The following is a 24,983-nucleotide window of genomic DNA, read 5'->3' on the forward strand; positions in this document are numbered from 1 at the left end:
TAAGCACTCTGGGCTTTTGTGTCATGCTATGCGGAGTCGAAGCATTTTGCTTATCATACACCTCCTTCCACTCCACTCAGGGTGACAATCCCTTCGATTAGCTAATAACATTAGCTATAAATGATATGCACAAAACCGAAAATTAAACTTTAAATTTACATGATATATTAAAGTTTCACTTTAAATTTACATGATATATTAAAGTATGTTTTTAAGAAAGCAAATTTTGGAAGGTTCAGGAGAAGAAAGCCTTTTTCTTTGGGGAGCAAGGCAAACAGGTAAAAGCACCTTATTAAGGTATTTATTTCCAGATGCCGTGTGGTTTGATCTCCTGCTTTCGGATGTATTTAGAAGATATCAAAGTTATCCGGAACAATTTAGGGAAGTTGTTTTAGCCAATCCTAATAAAGTAGTTATTGTAGACGAAATTCAAAAGATACCCAGATTGTTGGATGAAATTCATTGGCTTATAGTGAATCATCAAGTAAAATTTATACTTAGCGGTTCTAGCCCAAGGCAAATCATTAGATCAGGCTCGAATTTATTAGGAGGAAGAGCACTAAGATATGAATTGTACTCTCTAATTTATTCTGAAATTCCGGATTTTAATTTATTAAAAGCATTGAATAATGGATTATTGCCTAGGCATTATTTGGCAGATAATCCTAAGAAGTTATTAGAGGCTTATATCGGCAATTATCTTAAAGACGAAATTATTGCGGAAGCTAAGATTAGAAATATCCAAGCATTTAATCAGTTTTTGGAGTCAGCAGCATTCTCTAATGGCGAAATGGTTAACTATACTAATATTGCTGCAGACTGTGGTGTAAGTTCTGTAACCGTAAAAGAATATTTTCAAATTTTAGAAGACACCTTAATAGGTCGTTTTGTTCCCAGCTTTCAGAAAAAGCCTAAACGTAGAGTAGTGCAAGCCTCTAAATTTTACTATTTTGATGTAGGTATTGCTAACGTTTTACTTAAACGTCATAAAATAGAAGATGGAAGCGAGGCTTTCGGTCATGCTTTTGAACATTTTATCTATCAGGAACTTTATGCACATAGTAAATATTCGGATTTAAACTATTTAATTTCTTTCTGGAGAACATCATCACAAATTGAAGTTGATTTTATACTGGGAGACCATGAAGTAGCTGTAGAAATAAAAGCTACCAATAATGTACAAGAACGTCATTTAAAAGGTTTGAAAAGCTTTTCTGAGGAGTACCCTGTAAAAAAACTTATGGTGGTAAGTAATGATCCTTTGGAAAGAAAAATTGGCAATATTACAATTAAACCTTGGAAAGCCTTTTTAGAGCAATTATGGGCCGGGGGAATTATCTAATCTTATACTTTTCAATGGCATACTTAGCTGTTAGGATAGCTTTATTTTAATTGTTATGATAAGCATGTCAATAGTCTATTGTTGTAATGGTGAGTAGCGAAACTATTTAACTTATTCAATTTCATTATGGGAGAGCTAATATCTTATACAGAGTCTTTTGTCACTGCGAAGCATGAAGCAGTCTTTTTTATATTCTTCATATAGTGATAATCACTACGTTTACGATAACAAAATCATATATTAAACAATATCCAGCTAGGTAATAAAACCAAGAAAATCTCTGTGCACACTGCGCCCTCTGCGGTAAAAAAAATCTGCGTTTAATAAACAGAGCGATACAATCGCCACCCCATAGTAAGAACTCGTTACAAACGAGCTCAAGAAGAACTCTGCTCATGGTTTTTGTCACTGCGAAGCATGAAGCAGTCTTTTTTATATTCTTCATGTAGTGATAATCACTACGTTCATGATGATAAATCATGCATTAAACAACATCCAGCTAGGTAACAAAACCAGAAAAATCTTTGTATACACTGCGCCCTCTGCGGTAAAAAAAATCTGCGTTTAATAATCAAGGCGATACCATCGTCACCCCATAGTAAGAACTTGTTTGCAAACGAGCTTAAAAAACAATTGGAATACAAGGTAGAATTTGGTGTTGAGCCAAACGGACTTGTTTAAATGAGAAATTTCTCTACATAACATAGCAATTTATTATAGAGCCTCAAATTTACACTTGAATAGTGGTACTTCTCCATAGCTTTTATATAATATTTTATTACTTTTATTTAAATAATTAAAGATACAAATGAGTACGACTGAAATTTTGGAAAAAATTAGGCTTATACCCGAAAAATACCAACAAGAAGTTGTTGATTTTATTTTAGAAAAAAAAGTAAAAAAAACAGTCATTTCATCCAAAAAAAGACCTTTAGGTTTATTAGAAGGTAAGATGAAGATGAGTGACTCATTTGACGATCCCTTTGAGGATTTTAAAAGTTATATGTAGTGAAAGGATTTTTATTAGATACGCATACCTTGCTTTGGATGCAAGATAATCATCCTACTTTGTCTAGCAACTCGATAAAGATTCTTACGGACGCTAATCAGAGTCTTTATGTTAGTATAGCCAGTTTTTGGGAAATTACCATTAAACAATCGCTAGGTAAACTTAATTTATCTTATAGTTTACAAGAACTCTATGAAGCCTGTGTAAAAAGCGATATCGAAATTTTACCTATCCTTATGAGCGAATTGAATATACTTAAAGATTTATCATTCATTCACAGGGACCCATTTGATTGATTAATCATTTCAACAGCTCTAAGTTATAATTTTATTTTAATCTCTAAGGATGAACATATAAAAAAATATCCTTTAGATGTGATATGGTAACTCCGTGAACACTGCGCCCTCTGCGGTAAAAAAAAAATACTTTAGATAATAAAGGTGATAAATCGCCACCCCAAAGTAAGAACTCGTTACAAACGAGCTCAAGAAGAACTCTGCTCAGGTTTTTGTCACTGCGAAGCATGAAGCAGTCTTTTATAACCTTCATACAAAGACAAATCACTGCGTTCATGATAACAAAATGATGTATTAAACAACATCCAGCTAGGTAATAAAACCAGAAAAATCTCTGTGTACACTGCGCCCTCTGCGGTTAAAAAAATCTGCGTTTAATAATCAAGGCGATACAATCGCCACCCCAAAGTAAGAACTCGTTACAAACAAGCTCAAGAAGAACTCTGCTCAGGTTTTTGTCACTGCGAAGCATGAAGCAGTCTTTTATAACCTTCATATAAAGATAAATCACTGCGTTTGTGATGACAAAATCATGCATTTAACAACATCCAGCTAGGTAACAAAACCAGAAAAATCTTTATGAATATTGCGGTCTTTGCTTTAAAAGAGTTACTGCAGTGAGCAAAACTCTTAATATTGTTTATTACGCTAAGCAATATTTTAAATTTTTGTTTATTCTAATAAACAAAATGGAATTTTTATTTGAGAAATATCAGCAAAAGTTAAGGTATACGAGTCTTTCATACATACGCTCTATGATGGATGATATTGATTGGAATGTATTTTGTAAAAAACGCTCTATTTCAATATCTTAGAGTTTAAATAAGTTACCTATGGCAAGAGTAAAAAATAACATCATTTTACAAGGACTAAGCGGTGCGCTTAATAAGCAAATAGTTTTTAAAACCCGAAATGAAAAAGTATTTGTATGTAGTTACCCAGATATGTCTAATGTAGTTCCTAGTGAAAAGCAAATAAAAGAGAAAAGTAGATTTTCTAAAGCTGTACGATATGCTCAATCAGTTTTAGCAGATCCAAAAAAGAAACAAGAAGTCGCCGCTCATACCCCACCGGGTAAATCGGTATATCACCAAGCTATTACAGACTACATGGCATCAACTAAAGAACAAGTATCATCTTAACGTAAGACTAACGTAAGATGAACGTAGGATAAACGCAGGATAAGACTGTTCAATAGCAACTTGAAGATAAATGTTACGCTAACTTTTGAACCTGAAAGGGTCTGTTAAAAGCATTTTAGCAGTCGTAACCCCCCCCTTCGACTCCACTCAGGGTGAGAATCCTCTCTATTCTCTACATAACCGGACAGGCAGGCACTCGTGGTTTTTTTCACTGCGAAGCATGAAGCAGTCTTTTATGTCCTTCATATAGAGATAGTTCACTGCGTTCATGATAACAAAATGACGCATTAAACAACATCCAGCTAGGAAATAAAACCAGAAAAATCTCTGTGCACACTGCGCCCTCTGCGGTTAAAAAACTGCTTTTAATAATCAAGGCGATACCATCGCCACCCCAAAGTAAGAACTCGTTACAAACGAGCTCAAGAAGAACTCTGCTCAGGTTTTTGTCACTGCGAAGCATGAAGCAGTCTTTTACAACCTTCATATAGAGATAAATCACTGCGTTCATGATAACAAAATCATGCATTAAACAACATCCAGCTAGGTAACAAAACTAGAAAGACCTCTGTGCACACTGCGCCCTCTGCGGTTAAAAAAAATCTGCTTTTAATAAACAGAGCGATACAATCGCTACCCCATAGTAAGAACTCGTTTGCAAACGAGCTCAAGAAGAACTCTGCTCAGGTTTTTGTCACTGCGAAGCATGAAGCAGTCTTTTATAACCTTCATATAAAGATAAATCACTGCGTTCATGATAACAAAATGACGCATTAAACAACATCCAGCTAGGAAATAAAACCAGGAAAATCTCTGTGTACACTGCGACCTCTGCAGTTAAAAAAATCTGCACTTAATCAAAAAGCGATACGATTACCAGTGTTAAGTACTCGTTATAAACGCCAGAAGAAATCACTAAAGCCCCGTACCCCCTTAAATATAATTTTCATGTACAGTTTCTACACTACGGTCAGAAAGTTCTGGTAGCCATAGTTTTACATATTCACCTTTAGGGTCATACTCTTTAGCTTGTTTTGGGATGTTAAAATACCTGTCTTCTCGAGGGTCATTACCTACACCAGCAACATAAGCCCAATTCCCCCAATTGCTAGAGGGGGCGTAATCAATAAGCTTTTCTTCAAAATAAGCTGCTCCTAAAGTCCAGTTTACTTTTAAATCTTTCACTAAATAAGAAGCCACATTTTGTCTGCCACGATTGCTCATAAAACCTGTTAGATTAAGCTCTCTCATATTGGCATCTACAAAAGGTACTCCCGTTTTGCCAGCTTTCCATTTCTCAAAAAGCTCTTCTTGGTTAGGTGCTAAATCCTGAGCTTTCCCTTTTACCCCCTCTTGTATAAAGTATTGTGTGCCATATTTTTTAAACATGAAACGGAAATAATCTCTCCAAATCAATTCAAAAATCAGCCAATAAGTAGAGTCGTTTGCACCACGCTCTTTCTCATATTTTTTAACTTCCCAATAAACTTCTCTTGGCGAAACGCATCCGGCAGATAGCCAAGGCGAGAGTTTAGAACTATAATCAGCACCTATTAAACCATTTCTGGTGATTTTATACTGCTTTAGAAAATCTGTCTCCCACAAATAATAATTTAACCTTTTTAAGCCCTCTGTTTCGCCGCCTATAAAATTTATAGCCCTACGTTGGTCGGGCTGAAATGCTTCAAAACCTAAATCTTGAAGTGTTGGAATTTCTGTTTGTTCTAAGTTATTAGGAACTACAATTTTTTCTGGCGTGGTAAATACCGAGCGTATTTGACCCTCTTTTTCTGCTTTTTTCCTGAATTTTGTAAATACATCGGGAATGTCTTTTATAGGGAAAGGCAAATCTTCCTTATGATATAAAGTATGACCTATAAAATGCTTTAAGTTGATTTGACTTTTCCAGAGGGCATCCTCTACCAGAGAAGAAATTTTAGTTTCCTCAGAAGCTACCTCTCTATGGTGATAAACCTCATCAACCTGATATTTTTTAACTATTTCGGGAAGTATTTCTTCTGGAATACCGGTATATACCAATAAATCTCCACCTAGTTTTTGTAATGAAAGTCTTAGATCAGTAACACTTTCTATAGTAAACTGCGCCCTAAAAACGCCTGTTTTTTGAGTTTGATAAACAGACTGTGTGTAATAACGAGTATCAAAAATATAGACTGGAACAATTTTAGCACCTTTTAAAGTAGCTTCAAGCAATATTTCATTGTCATGAATACGTAAATCATTCCTGAACCATACTAATATCGTTTTACTACTCATACCAAGGTTTATAATTAAAATGCCTGCAATTTGGTTATTATTTCATATTTCGACAACGTTCTGAGCAATATTTTACTTCCTCCCAACATTTTTCCCACTTTTTACGCCAAGAAAAAGGCCGATGACATGATGCACAAAGTTTTGAGGGTAAATAAGCTTTGCTAACAACCTTACCGCTTTTGTTCTTCATGTTACTTAAACAATAAAATACTTCGGATGTTTAAAGAGGAATGAAACAAGATTTTAAACACTTAAGCCCGGCTGAAATTGATAGGATTATAGAGATGGCTTGGGAAGACCGTACGCCATTTGAGGCTATAGCTTATCAATTTAAATTATCAGAACAAGAGGTGATTAGGCTGATGAGAAGAGAGCTTAAACCATCAAGTTGGAGGCTATGGAGAGAGCGGGCTCACCAAGTTTCTATCAAACATCAAAAGAAAAGAGCCCAAGATGTAAACCGCTTTAAATGTTCATTACAACGTCAAATTACATTAAACAAAATCTCTAAACGATAATCCATCGTACATTTGTTTAAGAATTATCTATAAAAGTTAAACAAAACTATATCCTTGATGTTACACTTACAATGAAACAGAAAATAGCCGTTTACAGAAAAGAACATTTTAATGCCGCTCATAGGCTTCATAACCCCTTATGGAGTGATGAAGAAAATAAGAAAGTTTTTGGTAAGTGTAATAACCCTAGCTTCCATGGACATAATTATGAACTTGTTGTAAAAGTTGTTGGCTACACCGATGAGCAAACAGGTTACCTGGTAGATATGAAAATTTTATCTGATATCATCCAAGAGCATGTTGTAGAAAAATTTGACCATAAGAACCTTAATTTGGATGTGGCAGAGTTTAAAGACTTAAACCCTACTGCAGAAAACATTGCTATGGTAATTTGGAATATACTAAGAGCGCATTTAGATCATGCGCTAGATCTTTATGTTACACTTTTTGAAACTGAAAGAAACTATGTTGAGTACCCAGCTTAAACCACTAAAAAAAGACTTATTAACTCATTTTGATGAGTTAGGCGACGAACATATTGGCACATCTTACGATACACCTTTAAGACCAGACGCATTCGATTTAGAAGACGATGTTAAAATAGACCAAATTGCTCATCATTTTAAGCATATCATGGATATTTTAGGGCTTGATCTTACTGACGATAGCCTAAGAGGTACTCCGCAAAGAGTAGCTAAAATGTATGTAAAAGAAATTTTCAAAGGGTTAAATCCGGCAAATAAGCCAGATATGAAGCTTTTTGACAACAAGTACCAGTACAATCAAATGCTGGTAGAAAAAAATATTACTTTGTATAGCAACTGCGAGCATCATTTTGTTCCTATTATCGGAAAAGCACATGTAGCTTATATCAGCAATGGTAAAGTAATTGGTTTATCAAAATTAAACCGTATAGTACAATACTTTGCACAAAGGCCGCAAGTGCAAGAGCGCTTAACCATGCAAATTGCTAACGAATTAAAGCAAGCCTTAGATACAGAAGATGTTGCTGTTGTCATTGATGCTACGCACTTATGTGTATCATCAAGAGGAATCAAAGATGTGCAAAGCTCTACAGTAACGGCAGAATATGGTGGCAAATTCTTAGATATTGATACCCGTAACGAATTTTTAAAACATATAGGATAACATGAATTATTTGGTAATTGGTGGTAGTACAGGTATAGGTTTGGCATTAGTTAAAAAGCTGCTTGCTGATGGGCATGAGGTCATTGCTGTTTCTAGGCATAAAGGAGAATTACCTCTGGAAGCAAAATTTGTAGCCTTGGATATTTTGGAAGATATTTCTGTCTTAAAGGATCATTTACCAGAAAATTTACATGGTCTAGCTTATTGTCCAGGTACTATCAATTTGAAACCTTTCCCCCGTTTAACGGCAGACGATTTTAGAAAAGATTATGAAGTAAATGTTATTGGTGCGGTTAAAGTTATTCAGCAAGTTTTACCACAATTAAAAGCAGCTAAACAAGCTAGTATTTTGTTGTTTAGCACTGTAGCTGCAAAAGCAGGTATGGGTTTTCATGCTTCTATATCGGCAGCAAAAAGTGCTATAGAAGGTTTAACAGTTTCTCTGGCAGCAGAATTTGCAGCATCAAAAATAAGAGTAAATGCACTAGCACCTTCTTTAACAGATACGCCTTTGGCAGCTAGCTTATTAGCTACACCAGAAAGAAGAGAAGCCTCAGAAAAAAGACACCCACTGGGTAGGGTGGGTACCGCAAAAGAACTTGCAGAAGCAGCCTATTTTCTTTTATCTGATAAAAGTTCTTGGGTAACCGGACAAGTTATAGGTATAGATGGTGGAATGTCTACATTAAAATCATTTTAAGATGAAGCATCTTACACTAGCGCAAATTACTGAGCTGCCATCCAGGTACCGTACCACTTTTATGAACAGTATATCAGGCTTTAAAAGCCTACAGATGGTGGCTACAAAAAGTAATAATACCGGAGTAACCAATATTGCATTATTTAACTCCATTTTTCATATTGGGGCAAATCCGCCTTATATCGGCATGGTGCTAAGGCCAGACGGACCAGAGCATGAAACCCTAAAAAATATCAGCGAAAGCGGGTTTTATACACTTAATAACGTTAAAGAAGAATTTTACAAAGCGGCACATCAAACCAGTGCTAGGTATAAAGCCGGTGAATCTGAGTTTGCTGCATGTGGTTTTCAGGAGGAATATTTAGAAGGCTTTGATGCTCCTTTTGTGAAAGAATCATCAGTTAAACTGGGCTTAAAATTAAAAGAAATCATACCGGTTGCGTTAAATGGTACTCGCATAGTTATTGGCGAAGTGCAACATGTTTTGGTTGATGAGAATTTAATTTTAGCAGATGGTTACGTAAATCTTGCTGCAACAAATACGGTAACTGTGGCTGGTTTAGATGCTTACCATAGCACCCAATTGCTAGCCAGATTAAGCTATGCACAACCAGAAAAACATCCGGAAGAAATAAACGTTTAAGAAGTAATTAATCTTGAAGATGATGGAAAATAAAGTCTCAGAAAAAAAGCCAAAAGCAATGGGTACTAAAGAAAAAATTCAGAACGCTTATATAGAACATCTATTAACGGAGGGCAAACAGCCTGCATCGGTTTTTATTTTTGCTAAAAAGAATAAAATGGCAGAAGAAGAATTTTATAAGTTTTATGCCTCTTTTAGCGCTATAGAAGCTGATATCTGGAATGATTTATTTTCTAAAACCATCGCCGAGATTAAAAGTCAGGAAGTTTGGGAACAATATTCGGCAAGAGAAAAAGCCCTTTCTTTCTTCTACAGTTTTTTTGAGCTCTTAAAAAGCAAAAGAAGTTATGCCTTACACAGCGTAAGAAGTTTTAAGAAAGGACTTAAAACTCCAACGGCATTAAGTTCAGCGAAAGAAACTTTTACAGAGTTTAGCACCCAAATAATACAAGATGGTTTAGAAAGCGGCGAGCTTTCAGAAAGAAAGTTTATTAGCGATAAATATGTGGATGCACTTTGGTTACAAGTAGCCTTCTTACTAAACTTCTGGGTCAAAGATCAATCCGCAGGTTTTGAAAAAACCGATGAAGCCATAGAAAAAGGTATCAACGTAACTTTTGATTTATTCCAGCGCTCTCCTATCGATAATTTATTTGAATATGGAAAGTTTTTAGCACAGCATGCAGGTATAAAAATGGCTTTTTAACTTTATAGGAGTAAGGAGTAAAGAGCAAGGAGTAAAGAGCAAGGAATAAAGATAAAGGAGCAAGGAATAAAGATAAAGGAATAAAGGGGCAAGGAATAAGGACTGAAAAATAAGGATGGATTTGAGCATCTAAACCAATAGATCACGTATCATTCCATCTATTACTCACATATAAAAATGAAAGAGCAAAACAGTATTCCATCTAGTAAAGTAGCTCGTTCTGCAAAATTTGTAGGCACAGGTATAAAAATAGGCGGTAATTATATCAAGCATTACTCTAAAAAACTTTTCAATCCAGATTTAAGTAGAGATGAACTGAATGAAGATAATGCCAGCGACATTTATAACTCTTTAAGCCAACTTAAGGGCAGTGCTTTAAAAGTAGCACAAATGCTTAGTATGGATAAAAATATCCTGCCAAAGGCTTATGTAGATAAGTTTTCTTTATCACAATACAATGCGCCACCTTTAAGCGGACCATTGATTGTGCAATCTTTTAAAAAGCATTTTGGTAAGTCTCCTGATAAGATTTACGATACTTTCAACTTAAAATCAACCAATGCAGCATCAATTGGACAGGTCCATCAAGCTACTTTAAAGGGGAAAAAATTAGCAGTAAAAATCCAATATCCAGGTGTTGGCAGTTCTATTTCATCAGATCTTAAATTGGTAAAACCCTTTGCTTTTAGATTGCTAGGTATGAGCGAAAAAGAGCTGGATATTTACATGAAAGAAGTTGAAGAGCGCTTGATAGAAGAAACAGATTATGAATTAGAAGTAAAGCGCTCTCTAGAATTTTCTAAAGCTTGCGCTAATATTCCCAATCTAGTTTTTCCGGCGTATTATCCAGAATTGTCTGGTCCACGAATAATTACGATGGATTGGATTGAAGGTCTGCATCTGAAAGAGTTTTTACAAACCAACCCTAGTCAGGAATTAAGAAATCAAATTGGCCAGGCACTTTGGGATTTTTATAATTTTCAACAGCATGAATTAAGAGCAGTACATGCTGATCCGCACCCGGGTAATTTCTTAATTACTCCTGAAGGCAAGCTAGGTATTATAGATTTTGGATGTATCAAAGAAATCCCAGATGATTTCTATTATCCTTTTTTCTCTACTACATCAACAGAATTATTGAACAATAAAGAAGAAACCATCAAAGCTTTTAGGCTTTTAGAGATGATTTTGCCAAAAGATAATGCTCAACAAATAGAGTTCTATTACCAAACCTATAAAGAAATGATTACCCTCTTTGCAGAACCTTATATGACAGGTGAATTTGATTTCGGGCAAACCCATTTCTTTGATGAATTATACACCTTTGGCGAGAAAATAGCTAAAATGCCCGAATTTAAACAGGCTCGTGGTGTGAAGCATTTTATTTATGTAAATCGTACCAACTTTGGTTTATACAATATTTTGCATGAGCTAAAAGCAAATATCAGAACAGATACCTATAAGCCACACGTACAATTGGCTTATTAATGTTTGTGGAGGAATTTTAAAGTTTTTTTTAGCTTATTTATAACCTCATTTAGTTTCCTAATGCTCTATTTTCCTAAATCTCATTGGAATTTTTGCTGCTTATTTTTCAGAAGCAAGTGCACCAAAGGATTTAAAGAATACTTTTTCTTTAATCTTTGTATCTTTTCTTATTGATTTTGCGAGTTTTTCTAACAACTCAAGTTTGCTAATTGAGCTCAAACTTTCAAAAAGTCCTGAATAAGTTTTAATTATATATTTTTCTGCATGTGTCATAGTTTGATGCTTTTAAAACAAATTTACAAAATTGTTTTCAAGTTTCTAATGTTGTGCGGACGCAGGTTGTTTCACCAATTAGCAGGTATTTTTTCTAATCGTCTTGCGTTTTAAATCTGCCATTTTGAAAATCTTGTTCTGATTTTGAGATTCTATCCTCCAATTCTCCTACAGTAAACGGCTTAAAGCTATTCTCTTTTTCAACTTTCTGACTTTTTTTCAAAAGCTTCTCCAATTGAATAATTGCTTCTTCACTCTGTAACTTTAGGAAGTCTTGAATGAATTCTAATTTTCTGCTTTGAATATCCATCCTGCAAAATTTAATCCTTAATCAAAAGTATAAAAACTAATCCCATTTTACTTTATCAAAAAACTCTTTAGTAATAAGGTGCTTTTTGCCTGTTAACCTACATTGTAATTGCATATTTCCATCCTCATACAATTTTATCCAAGATTTTCTTATATTCTCAGAAGTAGACAGTATATCATCTAGAATGCAATGAAGTAGACATACCATTTGTCTGTAATCTTACGTCCTGAAACTGCTGCTGGTTTACAATCTGGATGGAGTGGGTACTCGAAGTTTGGTTTCATTTTAAGTTGTATTAAAATGAGTCGTTCAAAGTAGTAGAAGTAAGTAAAAATGCCCTTAGATGTATAAATCTTGTTTTAGAACCGAAAAACGCTTGTATTACGCGTTAGAGCCGATGCTTTAAAAATGAAAGAAACTTAAATGCTCGTAACCAAACCCCTATAAAACAGTTAAGCTCAGAACGGGGAGAACTGAGCTTAAACTAACCAATTATAAACCTAAATTAAACGAAAGGGCTGTAGGGGTAGGAGTCGAACCTACACGAAGTAGTTATTTCACATTGCTGCTATTTCCCAAACCTTCGCCACCGAGACAAGGAGGTGTGTCTGCCAATTTCACCACCCTACAGTATATTTATTTTTCAATTTTTGAAGAAGATCGCCTTCTTTCTCGTGATTGAACAATACAAATGTAATAGCAAAACTTATATTTTACAAATATTTCAACAATATATTTTAATTTTTAGTAATTTTTTATTTAATATTGTCTACGATTAAAAAATAGCAAAAACATGATTGATAAAGCCCGCCAAAATTTAGAAATTGATAATCTGGATATTGAAATTTTGTCTATCCTGATGAATGATGCAACTACAGCTTATACAGAAATTGCCAAAGAACTCATTGTTTCAGGTGGTACTATACACGTAAGGATGAAGAAGATGCAGGATATGGGTATCATCAAAGGTTCAAATTTAATTGTGGATGCACAAAAAGTTGGCTATGATATTTGTGCGTTTTTAGGTATCTATCTAGAAAAAGGCTCTATATACCATGATGCTGTAGAGAAACTAAAGCAAGTAAAAGAAATTGTAGAGCTGCATTATTGTACGGGTGCTTATTCTATGTTTGCTAAGATTATTTGTAGAGATACCACGCATCTTCGTCACGTTTTAAACGATCAAGTACAGGCTGTACCAGGTATACAACGTACCGAAACTTTTATCTCTTTAGAGGAAAGTATTAAAAGGCAAATCACACTTAAGTAATAAAACAATAAGGCTTGTAGTTTACACCTCTTTAAAGGTGTTGATGTTTGCATACAATAGCAGAAAAACAAAAAAAGCGTACCATATAGTACGCTTTTTAGCTATCCAACCAGCTATATGCTTAGAAATGGAACTGAATTCCAATTCTAGGTGCAAAGAAGTTTGTGCCAATTGCAAAAGAATCGCTGCCAGCACCTTTTAATTCGTTACCATTAGTATCTTCTACACGGTAATTGTTGTAAGATATTCCGTTAAGGGCAAACTCAATACCAATTTTCTTAGTTGGGAAATAAGCAAAACCTGGAGATAATGCTACACCAATTGAAGTTGAAGTACCAGTTTTTGAGCCCGCATCGCCACTAGCGTCGGTAGCTTTTACAGTACCAAAAGCCAAAGGTACTTGTAACTGACCAAAGAATTTGAATTTTTCGCCTAAAGCAGTGTAATATCTACCAAAAGGACTAACTAAAAACTCTTCTCTTTGTCCGGTAGCACTTGCAACTCCTACATTGCTGTAGTTGTAACCTATACCTGTACCAATGGCAATGTTTTCTGCTACAAAGTATCCAACACTAGGAAGTACGTTAAAACTTTCACCAGCATTAGCACCGTTAGCATCAGATTTTTCTGATTGATAAGCTACTGAACCACCAAGAATAATTTTTCCTTTTTCTGTTTGTGCTTGTGCAGAAACACCTAGTCCTGCTAATACTGCAATTGATAAAATTAATTTTTTCATGTCTTTTTTATATTTATATTTTACTTTGTCTTTCGACTGTTAGTCAAAATTAGTCTAAAAATCTATAATGCAAAAATATTTTTAAGGCCTGTACGTTTAATCTAAGTTAACTTGTTGATTCATGGGCTATATGAATCTAATCTGACTTAAGTTTTACTTATGCCTGACTTTTACAGAGGTAATAGGAGAAGCATTTTAAGATAATGATATACTTGATACGTAAGAAAAATGTTGTATATTTAGAATAATTATTCAAAGAAGTCTAAACAATGGTGGCAACTCCTGTAAATGATGATGGTCTTAACAAAGAAATTTTAGATGCTGCTAAGCAACTATTTTCTAAGTATGGTTTAAAAAAAACCACGATGGAAGATGTTGCCAAAGCTGTTGGTAAAGGAAAAAGTACGCTTTATTACTATTATCCAGGTAAATCAGAATTGTTTGAAGCCGTTGTAAATCATGAAATGCAAAATGCTGTAAAACATATTAGACTTGCGGTTAATGCAGAAAGTACAGCTTTAGCCAAATTTCAGGCTTATTTAATGTCTAGGCTAAAACTTAAAGAAGAATATGATAATTTAAGCAAAGTGGTTTTTGAAGATGTTTTCGACCATTTTAGAGAAATATTCGGTTTAAAGCAAGAGTTTGAGCAAATACATATCGATTTTATCAAAGAAATCATCAAAAGTGGTGTGCAGTGTGGCGAGTTTAAAAGTATGAACGATGAAGAAATCACTTTCTTTGCCAGCTGGACAAATGCAGCCTTTAATGGTTTAGAACTTCCTAATCAATCCTCCGCCTGTTTAACAAGTTCTTCAGAATCTTGTTGTAGGCTCATCAACATGATTTTGGGTGGCATCACAAAATAAGCTTTTCCTAATCTTTAAGATTATGATACGCTGCTTCGCAAATTCTCTTAAATTTGTTTTTATCGCATGATAAAAAAAGAATCCATTGACCGTGTTTTAGAAACAGCTCGTGTAGAGGAAGTTGTAGGAGATTTTGTGTACCTCAAAAAAAGAGGCACAAGTATGATAGGGCTTTGTCCGTTCCATGGCGAAAAAACACCTTCTTTTCATGTTTCCCCAGCAAAAGGTATTTATAAGTGTTTTGGATGTGGCGAGGGTGGCGACTCTCTTCAATTTATCATGAGTCATGAGAAATACTCCTACCCAGAAGCTATAAAATATCTGGCTCGTAAGTATAACATAGAAATTGAAGAAACCGAGGTTACACCAGAATACCAAGCCGAGGTTGATAGAAAAGAAAGCCTTTACGTTATATCAACTTTTGCAGCTCAGTTTTTTGCAAACAACCTTTGGAATACGGATGAAGGCAAATCTATCGGCTTAAGCTATTTTAAAGAACGTGGTTTTAGAGAAGAAACGCTCAAAAAATTCGAAATAGGTTACTCTCCCGAGGAATGGTCTGCCTTAAATGATAAAGCGCTTTCTGAAGGTTATAAACAAGAATTTTTAGAAGAAACCGGCTTAGTTATTAAAAATGATAAGGGCCGTATTTACGATAGATTCAGAGCTCGTGTCATTTTCCCTATCCACAACTTTACGGGCCGTATTATAGGTTTCGGCGGCAGAACCTTAAAAACAGACAAGAGCGTTCCTAAATATGTAAACTCGCCAGAGAGCGATATCTACCATAAATCTAATGTGCTTTATGGGCTTTTTCAAGCTAAAAAAGCTATCCGAGATATGGACAACTGCTTTTTGGTAGAAGGTTATGCCGATGTGATGGCCGTTCATCAAGCTGGAGTAGAAAACGTAGTTGCTTCATCAGGAACTTCCCTAACTACCGAGCAGATTAAGCTCATCAGCAGGTTTACCAATAGCGTTTGTATTCTTTATGATGGTGATGCGGCAGGTATAAAAGCTTCTTTAAGAGGTTTAGATATGATTTTGGAAGAAGGCCTAGATGTAAAAGTTGTACTTTTCCCTGATGGCCACGATCCAGATTCTTACATTCAGGCTTATGGTGCTTCGGCTTTTAAAACCCATGTAGAGAAAAATAAGAAAGACTTTATTTTCTACAAAACCGAGATTCTTTTACAGGATGCTGCAAATGACCCCATCAAAAAGGCGGGTGTTATTAGAGATGTGGTAGAAAGTATTGCAAAAATTCCTGATGCTATAAAGGCTTCTGTTTTTTTAAGAGAGTGTAGCAGCCTTTTAAATATGGAAGAGCGTATTTTAATTACCGAGCTTAATAAAATACGTTTAACAAAAGCTAAGAAAGATAAAAATAATCCGCAAAACCAGCCTTCACCAGAGTTTTCTGATTCAGAGGATGGTCCGCCAGCAGATTTATTTGAAGATAAACCAAGCCAAACAGATGAACACCAGGAAAAGGAAATCCTAAGGGTGTTGCTTACCTATGGTCATCAATTGGTAAATTGGGATGATATGACAGATACTTACATTGGGCCATACATCATCACCAATTTAAGCGATGTTAGTTTCCTAAATCCGGTTTACACCCGCATCATTTCTTATTATCATGATGAATTAGAGAAAGGTAAACTCCCAACAGAGAAAGATTTTATCCAACATCCTGATAAAGAAATATCTAAAACAGCTATTGCTATCATTTCTTCTCCTTATCATTTAAGCGAGAATTGGTACACCATGCACAACATCAATGTAAATGATGAAACACAAAACTTAAAATCTACAGTTATGGGAGCTATTTTTCATCTGAAAAAGAAAAAAGTTTCTGCCATGCTTATCACCAAGCAAAAGGAATTGCAACAAGAGAAAAACGAAGCTAATGAGATGATTTTAATGAAGGAGTACCTAGATTTAAAAGAAGTAGAAAGGTATATCTCTCATTATCTGGGTTCTGTAATTATAAAATAGTGGCACAACACAATACCTTAGGAAAAAATGGCGAACAAATAGCCAAAGATTTTCTAGAACAGCAGGGCTTTGAAATATTAGACGAGAATTGGTGTTTTGGCAAAGCCGAGGTTGATTTGATAGCTTTTAAGCACAAAACCATCATTTTTATAGAAGTTAAAACACGCTCAGGAAGTGCTTTTGGCCAGCCAGAGGATTTTGTGGATGTAAAAAAGCAGCGACTTTTAACAGATGCTGCCGAAGAATACGTTTATTTGATGAATCATCAAGGAGAAATAAGGTTTGATATTATCTCCATTTTATTTGATAAAAAATTAGAAAAATACACTTTAAAACATATTGAAGATGCTTTTTGGAATTATGAATAAATATTTGGTTACTGTTTTTAGTTTCCTGATGTTGATTTTATCTTGTAATCAAGGTAAAAAAACTGGTCAGGAAGAAATAGCTTTACTATTTCCAGAAAGCGGCAGCTTAATTAAAGCTGGCGAACCTCTTAAATTAAGTTTGATGTTAAGCAGCAAGCTTCCAGATTCTGTACAATATTTTATTGATGATAAACTGGTAGCATCAGCAAAAGATACCGCTACCCAAATGATAGACACCAAAGAAATGCCTTTGGGTATCAGGCTCATCCAAGCTAAATTGTATATTGGTGCCGATGTGCAGGAGCTGAGTACCAATGTAGTTTTGGTATCGTCCAAAACTCCGGAACAATATGGCTTTAAAATCATCAACACCTATAAACACGATGTTTCTTCTTACACCCAAGGCTTAGAATATCATGATGGTTTCTTTTATGAAAGTGATGGCGAGTATGGCGCTTCTAGTCTTAGAAAAACCACCGTTGAAGGTAAAGTGCTACAACAACAAGATATAGCTCAGCAATATTTTGCCGAAGGGATGACGGTTATTGGTGATAAAATTATTCAGCTTACTTATAAAGAGCGAGTTATTTTAGAATATGATAAAAATACTTTCAACTTATTAAGAACTTTACCTTACAACCACGCTGCTGAAGGTTGGGGCTTAGCTTATGATGGCGCAACCATTTACAATACCGATGGAAGTAATAAAATTTATAAGCTAAACAAAGAAAGCTATCAGCCAGAAGGTTATATAGAAGTTTATGATGATAAAGGCCCAGTTACCCAACTGAACGAGTTAGAATGGATAGATGGTAAACTGTTTGCCAATATTTATACATCAGATTTAATAGCCATCATCAACCCACAAACCGGAGAGGTAGAAGCTTATATCAATTTGATAGGTTTAAATAAAGAGCAAGTAGAAGATCAAGACCAAGATGTTTTAAACGGTATTGCTTGGGATGCTAAAGGCAAAAGGTTATTTGTAACCGGTAAAAAATGGCCTAAATTGTATCAGATAGAAATGGTAAAGAGATAATTACAAAACCGCTTTACCCAACATATTGTTGAACCATAAAATTTTAAATGATGTATGAAACTTTAAAACCTGTTTTAACGCAAGAATTACAGGATATAAAAGATGCGGGTTTATATAAAAACGAACGTGTTATTGTTACCCCACAATCGGCAGATATTACTGTAACAGGCGGCCAAGAAGTAATTAATTTTTGTGCTAATAACTATTTAGGCTTATCTAACCATCCGGTGGTTTTAGAAGCAGCAAAAAAGGCTATTGATACCCATGGTTTTGGTTTATCATCGGTACGTTTTATTTGCGGTACCCAAGACATCCATAAAGAATTGGAGCAAAAAATATCTGAGTTTTTAGGTACAGAAGATACTATTTTGTATGCTGCCGCTTTTGATGCTAATGGGGGTGTTTTTGAACCTTTATTTGATGAAAGAGATGCTATCATTTCTGATGAGTTAAACCATGCTTCTATTATTGATGGTATTAGGTTGTGTAAAGCACAACGTCATCGTTACAAGCATGATGACATGGCCGATTTGGAAGCTCAATTACAAGCTACACAACATTTAAGACATCGTATTATTGTTACTGATGGTGTTTTCTCTATGGATGGAACCATCGCCCAGTTAGATAAAATTTGTGATTTAGCTGATCAATACAAGGCTTTAGTGATGATAGATGAATGTCATAGCTCTGGTTTTATGGGTAAAACCGGAAGAGGTACTCATGAGCATCATGGTGTTATGGGTAGGGTAGATATCATAACAGGTACTTTAGGAAAAGCTTTAGGTGGCGCTTCTGGCGGATTTACCTCTGGTCCTAAAGAAGTTATAGCATTGCTAAGACAAAGATCAAGACCATATTTATTCTCCAATACCTTAGCTCCCGCTATTGTGGGCGCTTCTATCGCAGTATTAGATATGTTAAAAGAAAGTACCGCTTTAAAAGATAAATTGGCAGAAAATACCGCTTATTTTAGAGCAGAAATGACCAAAGCAGGTTTCGATATTAAGCAAGGTACACACCCCATTGTTCCGGTGATGTTGTATGATGCGCCTTTGGCTCAGCAATTTGCTTCCAGAATGTTAGAAGAAGGTATTTATGTTATTGGTTTTTACTATCCTGTAGTAGCAAAAGGTAGGGCAAGAATAAGAGTGCAAATGTCTGCCGCACATGACCGCTATCACATAGATAAATGTATTGCAGCTTTCAAAAAAGTAGGTAAAGAATTGGGTGTGATTGAGTAGTTAGGTGTTGACTTTCCATGTGTAATGTTTTAATAGTTAACTATAAATGAGTTCTCTAGGTAATACGGTAATCGAGCCTGAGCATTAACAACCGTTTACGCTTAATTCCGCCTTGGCGGTTGCGGTATATACAAAACTAACCTTAGCAGAATCTTTAGAAGCAAGCGGCGCAGCGGAGAGTTTTTGGGCACTTTTTGCGGAAAAAAGTGACTTGACATGGCCGGTCAAGAGGCCAGAAAGCCTGTGCGTGAACGCCTAGTTTTTAATATATTATAAATGGCAATATAATAGCAGAGTCGAATGATAATAGGAATTCGACTCTGCTTATCCAGATAAAAAACATTTAATCCCCCACTTTAAACTTATAAACCTTCACATAAGTAGTTGGCGACATCCCCGTAACTTTTTTAAAAACCCTATTAAAAGTAATGGTACTATTAAAACCTGTGGCATAAGCTATGGCTGATATAGATTCAGAATCGCCATGTAAAATTCTTCTACAAGCCTCATTAATTCTTATCTCGTTTAAAAAATTGAGGTATGTTTTCCGAGTATGTTTCTTAAAATATTTACAGAAGGCATAAGTACTTAAATGTACCACGGCAGCAATTTTTTTGAGGGTGATATCTTCAGCATAATTCTCTAAAGTGTATTGATAAATATCGTTCATGCGCATCCCCTCAGATTCTGAGAAAGACTTCTTAGAAAATCCGGTAGATAAAGAACGCCAATCTTTAACCTCTTTAGAAAAATAATCAAGCAATTGCAAGAAGCTGATGAGCCTATTAAAACCACTAGCTTTGCTAATTTTGATAATCTCCTTTGCCGTTTTTTGATAATAATTTGAAGGCAATTGCAAGCTACTATCTGTAAGTTTTAAAAATTGATGAATAGCTACAAACTCAGGCATAGCATTTAAGGGAGCTAATAGCTGCTGTGCATCAAAAAAAATATGGATAGCATGGATATTATTCTTATTAGGCAGTTTTAGATACTTAGCGTCTCCCTTTAATAAATGCGGTTGATTGGCGCCTAAAATGTAAATATCACCAGCTTTAAAAGGCTGAGTAAAATTACCAGCAATCAATGTCCCTTCACCTTTTAAAATTAAGCTTATTTGCACTTCTTTATGTCTGTGCAAATAATGATAAAAATTAGGGAGTATATCTTCTTGAATAACAACAGAATCGCTCTTGTCTACAGGTACGGTAAATTGTATAACTTTCATCTAAAATTGCTAAATGCAATTTAAAATTAGCTAAAAAAAGAGCAATATCTGATAGTTAAGCTTTTCTTCTTTTAATTTCTTGTTCTATAAGTTGTAGTTCTCTACTGGTTTGCCCTGCTACAGAGGTATTTTCTTCTGCCCTTCTCATCAAATAAGGCACAACATCATCAATAGGGCCATAAGGTAAATATTTACTGGTTGCGTATCCGGCTTTAGCCAAATTAAAAGTAATATGGTCGCTCATGCCATAAAGCTGCGAGAAATGAATATGCGGATGTTGCTGAGGGAAACCGTATTGAGCTAAAAGTTCGGTAGCGTAACTGTTGCTTTCTTCGTTATGGCTAGCAACAATCAGGTGTACTTTCTCCAAATTAGCAATTGCATAAGCTAAACCTTTATTAAAAGCATCGTCGGTAGATTGTTTTGTTGGGTGAATAGGGGAGAGATAATCGTATTCCTGAGCTCTTAAACGTTCTTTTTCCATATAAGCACCACGCACCATTTTTATACCTACTGTAAAAGAGTGTTCTTGTGCTAAGCGGATACTTTCTTGTAATAAATCAAAGGCTGCTGTACGGTAAAACTGTATCGTATTAAAAATAACAGCTTGCTCTTGGTTATAAAGTTTTGCAAAATGGAAAGTTAAGGCATCAATGGTATCTTGAATCCAAGTTTCTTCAGCGTCAACTAAAACTCCAATATGTTGTTGTTTAGCGGCTTCTACAATAGTAGTAATTTTAGCTAAAAGTAGTTGAAGTTCTTTTTGCTCTGCTGATGTTAGAGCCTTCGGGTTAGGTAATGTAAATGGATGCTGTTTAATGATGATGTTTAACTTCTCTAAAAAGCTAAAACGAGCTAAGCCTGTTACTTTGATACTGATAAAAGGAGCAGATGATTGTGCACCAGCATAATGAATAAGAGAGATAAACTCCGCACAAGTTTTGGTGAAGCTTTCTTCATTTTCTTTCCCTTCGGCACCATAATCTAAAATTGCCTTTACCTGATATTGATCTAGCGTTTTTAATACCTTTTTAGTTTCTTCCAAACTCTCGCCACCTATAAATATTTTAAAAATAGTATTGCGTAAAAGACTTTTTATAGGAAACTTCCACTTAAGAGCTAAAGGCGTTAATTTGGTTCCAATTCTTACTAACCATTGGAATTTCATTAAAGAGAAAACAAAATGCGCTTGGGCCAATTCTTTGTCTGTTTTGTGCGAAAAGGCAATGGCTGTATCGTTAAAAGAAACCTTCTTATTCATCATCTATTTTATAATATATCAAAAATAATAAGCAAACATTTATTTGCCTTGTTTTGGCAATTTTAGACTATTAATGGACAATTTTTGTTATATCTAAATCCTGTATTAGCACTTACTTTGTTAAACAAAAACTAGGCTATTTGTTTTAAAAGGCTTGTTTTATTTAGAGATAAAAACGTTAGGTATACATTTTGCGTGTTACTTATAAATATCAAGAAATGTTGAAAGGATTTTTTAATATACCAGTTTCCATTAATGAACCTGTTTTGCAATACGCAAAGGGAAGTAAAGAGCGTAATTTACTTAAAGACGCTTTAGAAAAGGTATATGCCACAACGCTTGATATACCGATGTTTGTTGGTGCCGAGGAAGTTAGAACTGGCGATACAGGAAGTATTCGTCCGCCTCATGCGCACCAGAAAGTAATCGCAAATTTCCATAAAGGAGATAAAAGCCATGTAGAGAAAGCAATTTCTGAAGCTTTAAAAGCTAAAGAAAATTGGGAAAACATGTCTTGGGAACATCGGGCAGCTATATTTTTAAAAGCAGCTGATTTAATTGCTGGAAAATATAGATATGATTTAAATGCAGCAACCATGGCGGGGCAATCTAAAAATGCTTATCAAGCAGAAATAGATTCGGCTTGCGAGTTGATAGATTTTTTACGTTTCAATGTAAAATACATGACGGAGATTTATCAGCAGCAGCCACCAGTATCTCCGGCAGGCAGCTGGAACCGGGTAGAGCAACGCCCTTTAGAAGGATTTGTATTTGCCTTAACGCCATTTAATTTTACCGCCATTGCTGGAAATTTACCAGCTTCGGTAGCTTTAATGGGTAATGTAGTGGTTTGGAAACCAGCCGATACACAAATTTATGCAGCACAATTAATCATGCGTATTTTCTTAGAAGCAGGTTTACCCGCTGGTGTTATCAATTTAATTTATGGCGATGGCCCAAATATAGGAGAGGTTATTTTTAAACATCCAGATTTTGCTGGGATACATTTTACAGGCTCAACCAAAGTTTTTCAAGAAATATGGAAAACCATTGGAGAAAACATTCATCTCTACAAAACTTACCCGCGTATTGTTGGCGAAACAGGAGGTAAAGATTTTATTCTGGTACATGCTAGTGCTGATGTTAAAGCAGCATCAACAGCTATTGCCAGAGGAGCGTTTGAATATCAGGGGCAAAAATGTTCAGCGGCTTCAAGAGTTTATGTCTCTAAATCAGTTTGGCCAGCGTTAAAAGAGTTCTTATTGAAAGATGTAGTTAGTTTTAAGATGGGCCCAGTAGAAGATTTTAGCAATTTCATAAATGCAGTTATTGATGAAAAATCTTTTGATAAACTAGCCAAAGCTATAGACGATGCTAAGCAAGCCGATGGTGTAGAAATTATTGCTGGCGGTCATTACGATAAATCTGTTGGGTATTTTATTGAACCTACGATTCTAGTAACAAAGGACCCTCATTATAGCAGCATGAGCGAGGAATTATTTGGCCCTGTTTTAACCATTTATGTTTTTGACGATGAGCAATTTGATGAAACTTTAGATTTGATAGATCAAACATCAGCTTACGCTTTAACAGGTGCTATTTTAGCTAATGATAGATATGTAATAGAAAAGGCAGCCTATAAATTGAGAAATGCAGCAGGTAATTTTTATATCAATGATAAGTGTACAGGTGCAGTAGTAGGGCAGCAGCCTTTTGGCGGAGCCAGAGCTTCTGGTACCAATGATAAAGCCGGCTCTATGATTAATTTATTAAGATGGGTTTCCCCAAGAACAATAAAAGAGACTTTTAATCCGCCTACGGATTATAGATATCCATTTATGGAGTAAAGAATTCATTGTTTAAGTGAATATGTTTAGGTTTAAGTTTAGCTGTCCCCATCATGGAGACAGCTTTTTTTATGTTCTTTTATATAAGTTTTGAGTCTATCGTTAATCATAGCAATATCTACCATAATAACTTGCACTAAATTAATTTTGTCTAATGGTAGAATGATTTTATTTTTGATACTATCAAATGATACTATCAATGAAGCCTCCTTACGATATAACTCCAAAAATTTTAAAACAGATAAGCGTTATTTCTGAGAAGATAGGTGAAATTAATGCTAATTATCTCCATAAGCCATCACCGCAGCTTCGCAAGCAAAATAGAATAAAAACTATTCATTCTTCATTACAGATTGAGGGAAATACCTTAACCGAAGAACAAATAACCGCATTGATAGAGCATAAAAGAGTTATAGGTCCAGAAAAAGATGTTTTGGAAGTTTTAAATGCGATTAGAGTTTATGACGATTTAAAAAAACACAAATTTGATGTAGAAAAAAGCTTTTTAAAAGCTCATCAAGCATTAATGGGTGGTTTAATAAAATCTCCTGGAGCGTATAGAAAGCAAGGTGTGGGTATAGTTAAAGGAACACAGGTAACACATGTAGCACCTCCATTTGGGCAAGTACCACACCTCATGAAAGACTTATTTGAGTATCTAAAAAAAGATGATGAGTTAACTTTAATCAAGAGTTGTGTATTTCATTATGAAGTAGAGTTTATTCATCCTTTTCTTGATGGAAATGGTAGAATGGGAAGATTATGGCAAACATTAATCTTAATGAGTGAATATCCGGTTTTTGAGTTTTTACCATTTGAAACATTAATTAGCCAAACTCAAGATGCCTATTATCAATCATTAGCTTTAAGTGATAAGTCTGGCAAGTCAACTCCCTTTATAGAATATATGCTAAGTGTTATTCAGCAATCTCTGGAAAATCTATTAAATTATAACAACCGCATTTTAAAAGATATAGACCGTTTAGAATATTTCTCGAGCTTAGGGATAAAAGAGTTTAGTAGAAAAGATTACATGAATGTTTTTAAAGATTTATCATCAGCAACCGCAAGTAGAGATTTAAAAAAGGGAGTTGAATTAAATATGTTTGAAAATATAGGTAATCTAAATAAAACCATATATAGATTAAAATAGATTTTAATTTATCACAAGCTTTTACCAATCTTCTTATCATGATAATTGATTAGCTTTTCATACCCTTTTAGTTAAAAAATAAAATTTTATTTGACGAGTTATTAATTAATCGTA

Annotated in this window: 25 protein-coding genes and 1 tRNA gene; 18 read left to right on the forward strand and 8 right to left on the reverse strand. The window is 34.9% G+C overall.

Annotated elements, in window-relative coordinates; genetic code table 11:
- Window positions 1–205 precede the first annotated feature (205 nt).
- The 3 genes from H510_RS0109350 to H510_RS0109370 all read left to right on the forward strand — a co-directional run bounded on the left by H510_RS0109350 (window position 206) and on the right by H510_RS0109370 (window position 3,789).
- Entirely contained in the window at window positions 206–1,342 is a 1,137-nt protein-coding gene (locus tag H510_RS0109350; RefSeq protein WP_026904084.1) for an ATP-binding protein, read from the forward strand.
- Between the two features lie 808 nt (window positions 1,343–2,150).
- The gene (vapB, locus tag H510_RS0109360; protein ID WP_026904086.1) at window positions 2,151–2,351 is read left to right on the forward strand and encodes a type II toxin-antitoxin system VapB family antitoxin; all 201 of its coding nucleotides are present in this window, start codon (window positions 2,151–2,153) and stop codon (window positions 2,349–2,351) included.
- A gap of 1,129 nt (window positions 2,352–3,480) precedes the next feature.
- Window positions 3,481–3,789, forward strand: a complete 309-nt coding sequence (locus H510_RS0109370) for a hypothetical protein (protein WP_026904087.1) — start codon at window positions 3,481–3,483, stop codon at window positions 3,787–3,789.
- A gap of 933 nt (window positions 3,790–4,722) precedes the next feature.
- On the opposite strand, the gene H510_RS0109380 is transcribed toward H510_RS0109370, so the two are convergent.
- Window positions 4,723–6,066, reverse strand: coding sequence for a DASH family cryptochrome (locus tag H510_RS0109380; RefSeq protein WP_026904089.1), 1,344 nt, complete (start codon window positions 6,064–6,066; stop codon window positions 4,723–4,725).
- 37 nt (window positions 6,067–6,103) lie between these two features.
- A complete protein-coding gene (locus H510_RS19885) occupies window positions 6,104–6,256 on the reverse strand; it encodes a DUF2256 domain-containing protein (RefSeq protein WP_081659247.1) in 153 nt (50 codons plus the stop codon).
- Window positions 6,257–6,296: 40 nt separating this feature from the next.
- On the opposite strand from H510_RS19885, the gene H510_RS0109385 reads away from it, so the two are divergent.
- The 7 genes from H510_RS0109385 (at window position 6,297) to H510_RS0109415 (ending at window position 11,270) form a co-directional block, all read left to right on the forward strand.
- The gene (locus H510_RS0109385; protein WP_026904090.1) at window positions 6,297–6,584 is read left to right on the forward strand and encodes a TIGR03643 family protein; all 288 of its coding nucleotides are present in this window, start codon (window positions 6,297–6,299) and stop codon (window positions 6,582–6,584) included.
- Window positions 6,585–6,655: 71 nt separating this feature from the next.
- Window positions 6,656–7,069, forward strand: a complete 414-nt coding sequence (locus H510_RS0109390) for a 6-pyruvoyl trahydropterin synthase family protein (protein ID WP_026904091.1) — start codon at window positions 6,656–6,658, stop codon at window positions 7,067–7,069.
- Window positions 7,032–7,733, forward strand: a complete 702-nt coding sequence (gene folE, locus H510_RS0109395) for a GTP cyclohydrolase I FolE (RefSeq protein WP_026904092.1) — start codon at window positions 7,032–7,034, stop codon at window positions 7,731–7,733. Before H510_RS0109390 ends, folE begins: the two co-directional genes overlap by 38 nt.
- Window position 7,734: 1 nt before the next feature.
- Window positions 7,735–8,433 carry an SDR family NAD(P)-dependent oxidoreductase gene (locus H510_RS0109400; protein ID WP_026904093.1) on the forward strand — a complete coding sequence of 233 codons (699 nt, stop codon included), beginning with the start codon at window positions 7,735–7,737 and terminating at the stop codon, window positions 8,431–8,433.
- Between the two features lies 1 nt (window position 8,434).
- Window positions 8,435–9,076, forward strand: coding sequence for a flavin reductase family protein (locus H510_RS0109405; protein WP_026904094.1), 642 nt, complete (start codon window positions 8,435–8,437; stop codon window positions 9,074–9,076).
- 19 nt (window positions 9,077–9,095) lie between these two features.
- Window positions 9,096–9,782, forward strand: coding sequence for a TetR family transcriptional regulator C-terminal domain-containing protein (locus H510_RS0109410; protein WP_342662625.1), 687 nt, complete (start codon window positions 9,096–9,098; stop codon window positions 9,780–9,782).
- A 177-nt stretch (window positions 9,783–9,959) separates the two neighbouring features.
- A complete protein-coding gene (locus H510_RS0109415) occupies window positions 9,960–11,270 on the forward strand; it encodes an ABC1 kinase family protein (protein WP_036692478.1) in 1,311 nt (436 codons plus the stop codon).
- A gap of 99 nt (window positions 11,271–11,369) precedes the next feature.
- On the opposite strand, the gene H510_RS20120 is transcribed toward H510_RS0109415, so the two are convergent.
- The 3 genes from H510_RS20120 to H510_RS20125 form a co-directional block, all read right to left on the reverse strand.
- On the reverse strand, window positions 11,370–11,543 hold the full coding sequence (locus tag H510_RS20120) for a hypothetical protein (protein ID WP_155977914.1): 174 nt from the start codon (window positions 11,541–11,543) through the stop codon (window positions 11,370–11,372).
- A gap of 94 nt (window positions 11,544–11,637) precedes the next feature.
- Window positions 11,638–11,853 carry a hypothetical protein gene (locus H510_RS0109425; protein WP_026904097.1) on the reverse strand — a complete coding sequence of 72 codons (216 nt, stop codon included), beginning with the start codon at window positions 11,851–11,853 and terminating at the stop codon, window positions 11,638–11,640.
- Between the two features lie 518 nt (window positions 11,854–12,371).
- Window positions 12,372–12,483 (reverse strand) — tRNA-Asp (locus H510_RS20125).
- Window positions 12,484–12,646: 163 nt separating this feature from the next.
- Here H510_RS20125 and H510_RS0109430 point away from each other — a divergent pair.
- Window positions 12,647–13,123 (forward strand): Lrp/AsnC ligand binding domain-containing protein, encoded by a 477-nt coding sequence (locus tag H510_RS0109430; protein ID WP_026904098.1) that lies wholly within the window; start codon window positions 12,647–12,649, stop codon window positions 13,121–13,123.
- Between the two features lie 121 nt (window positions 13,124–13,244).
- Here the strand turns inward: H510_RS0109430 and H510_RS0109435 are convergent, their stop codons facing one another.
- Complete coding sequence (locus tag H510_RS0109435) at window positions 13,245–13,862, reverse strand: outer membrane beta-barrel protein (protein ID WP_026904099.1); 618 nt, start codon at window positions 13,860–13,862, stop codon at window positions 13,245–13,247.
- Window positions 13,863–14,131: 269 nt separating this feature from the next.
- Between H510_RS0109435 and H510_RS0109440 the strand changes: the two genes are divergently transcribed.
- The 5 genes from H510_RS0109440 (at window position 14,132) to kbl (ending at window position 19,380) form a co-directional block, all read left to right on the forward strand.
- A complete protein-coding gene (locus tag H510_RS0109440) occupies window positions 14,132–14,731 on the forward strand; it encodes a TetR/AcrR family transcriptional regulator (protein ID WP_026904100.1) in 600 nt (199 codons plus the stop codon).
- Between the two features lie 66 nt (window positions 14,732–14,797).
- Window positions 14,798–16,732: a DNA primase gene (gene dnaG / locus H510_RS0109445; protein WP_026904101.1), complete on the forward strand. Its 1,935-nt coding sequence runs from the start codon at window positions 14,798–14,800 to the stop codon at window positions 16,730–16,732.
- Entirely contained in the window at window positions 16,732–17,100 is a 369-nt protein-coding gene (locus H510_RS0109450; protein WP_026904102.1) for a YraN family protein, read from the forward strand. The genes dnaG and H510_RS0109450 overlap by 1 nt, the downstream gene beginning before the upstream one ends.
- Window positions 17,078–18,139: a glutaminyl-peptide cyclotransferase gene (locus tag H510_RS0109455; RefSeq protein WP_026904103.1), complete on the forward strand. Its 1,062-nt coding sequence runs from the start codon at window positions 17,078–17,080 to the stop codon at window positions 18,137–18,139. Before H510_RS0109450 ends, H510_RS0109455 begins: the two co-directional genes overlap by 23 nt.
- Window positions 18,140–18,189: 50 nt before the next feature.
- A complete protein-coding gene (gene kbl / locus H510_RS0109460) occupies window positions 18,190–19,380 on the forward strand; it encodes a glycine C-acetyltransferase (RefSeq protein ID WP_026904104.1) in 1,191 nt (396 codons plus the stop codon).
- 343 nt (window positions 19,381–19,723) lie between these two features.
- Here the strand turns inward: kbl and H510_RS0109470 are convergent, their stop codons facing one another.
- Window positions 19,724–20,608, reverse strand: coding sequence for an AraC family transcriptional regulator (locus H510_RS0109470; RefSeq protein ID WP_026904105.1), 885 nt, complete (start codon window positions 20,606–20,608; stop codon window positions 19,724–19,726).
- Window positions 20,609–20,663: 55 nt separating this feature from the next.
- A complete protein-coding gene (locus tag H510_RS0109475) occupies window positions 20,664–21,872 on the reverse strand; it encodes a proline dehydrogenase family protein (protein ID WP_211226566.1) in 1,209 nt (402 codons plus the stop codon).
- Between the two features lie 215 nt (window positions 21,873–22,087).
- On the opposite strand from H510_RS0109475, the gene pruA reads away from it, so the two are divergent.
- On the forward strand, window positions 22,088–23,716 hold the full coding sequence (gene pruA / locus H510_RS0109480; protein ID WP_026904107.1) for an L-glutamate gamma-semialdehyde dehydrogenase: 1,629 nt from the start codon (window positions 22,088–22,090) through the stop codon (window positions 23,714–23,716).
- A gap of 199 nt (window positions 23,717–23,915) precedes the next feature.
- Window positions 23,916–24,869, forward strand: coding sequence for a Fic family protein (locus tag H510_RS0109490; protein ID WP_026904108.1), 954 nt, complete (start codon window positions 23,916–23,918; stop codon window positions 24,867–24,869).
- Window positions 24,870–24,983: the final 114 nt, after the last annotated feature.

The organism is Pedobacter glucosidilyticus DSM 23534 (assembly GCF_000425145.1).
Classification (GTDB): domain Bacteria; phylum Bacteroidota; class Bacteroidia; order Sphingobacteriales; family Sphingobacteriaceae; genus Pseudopedobacter; species Pseudopedobacter glucosidilyticus.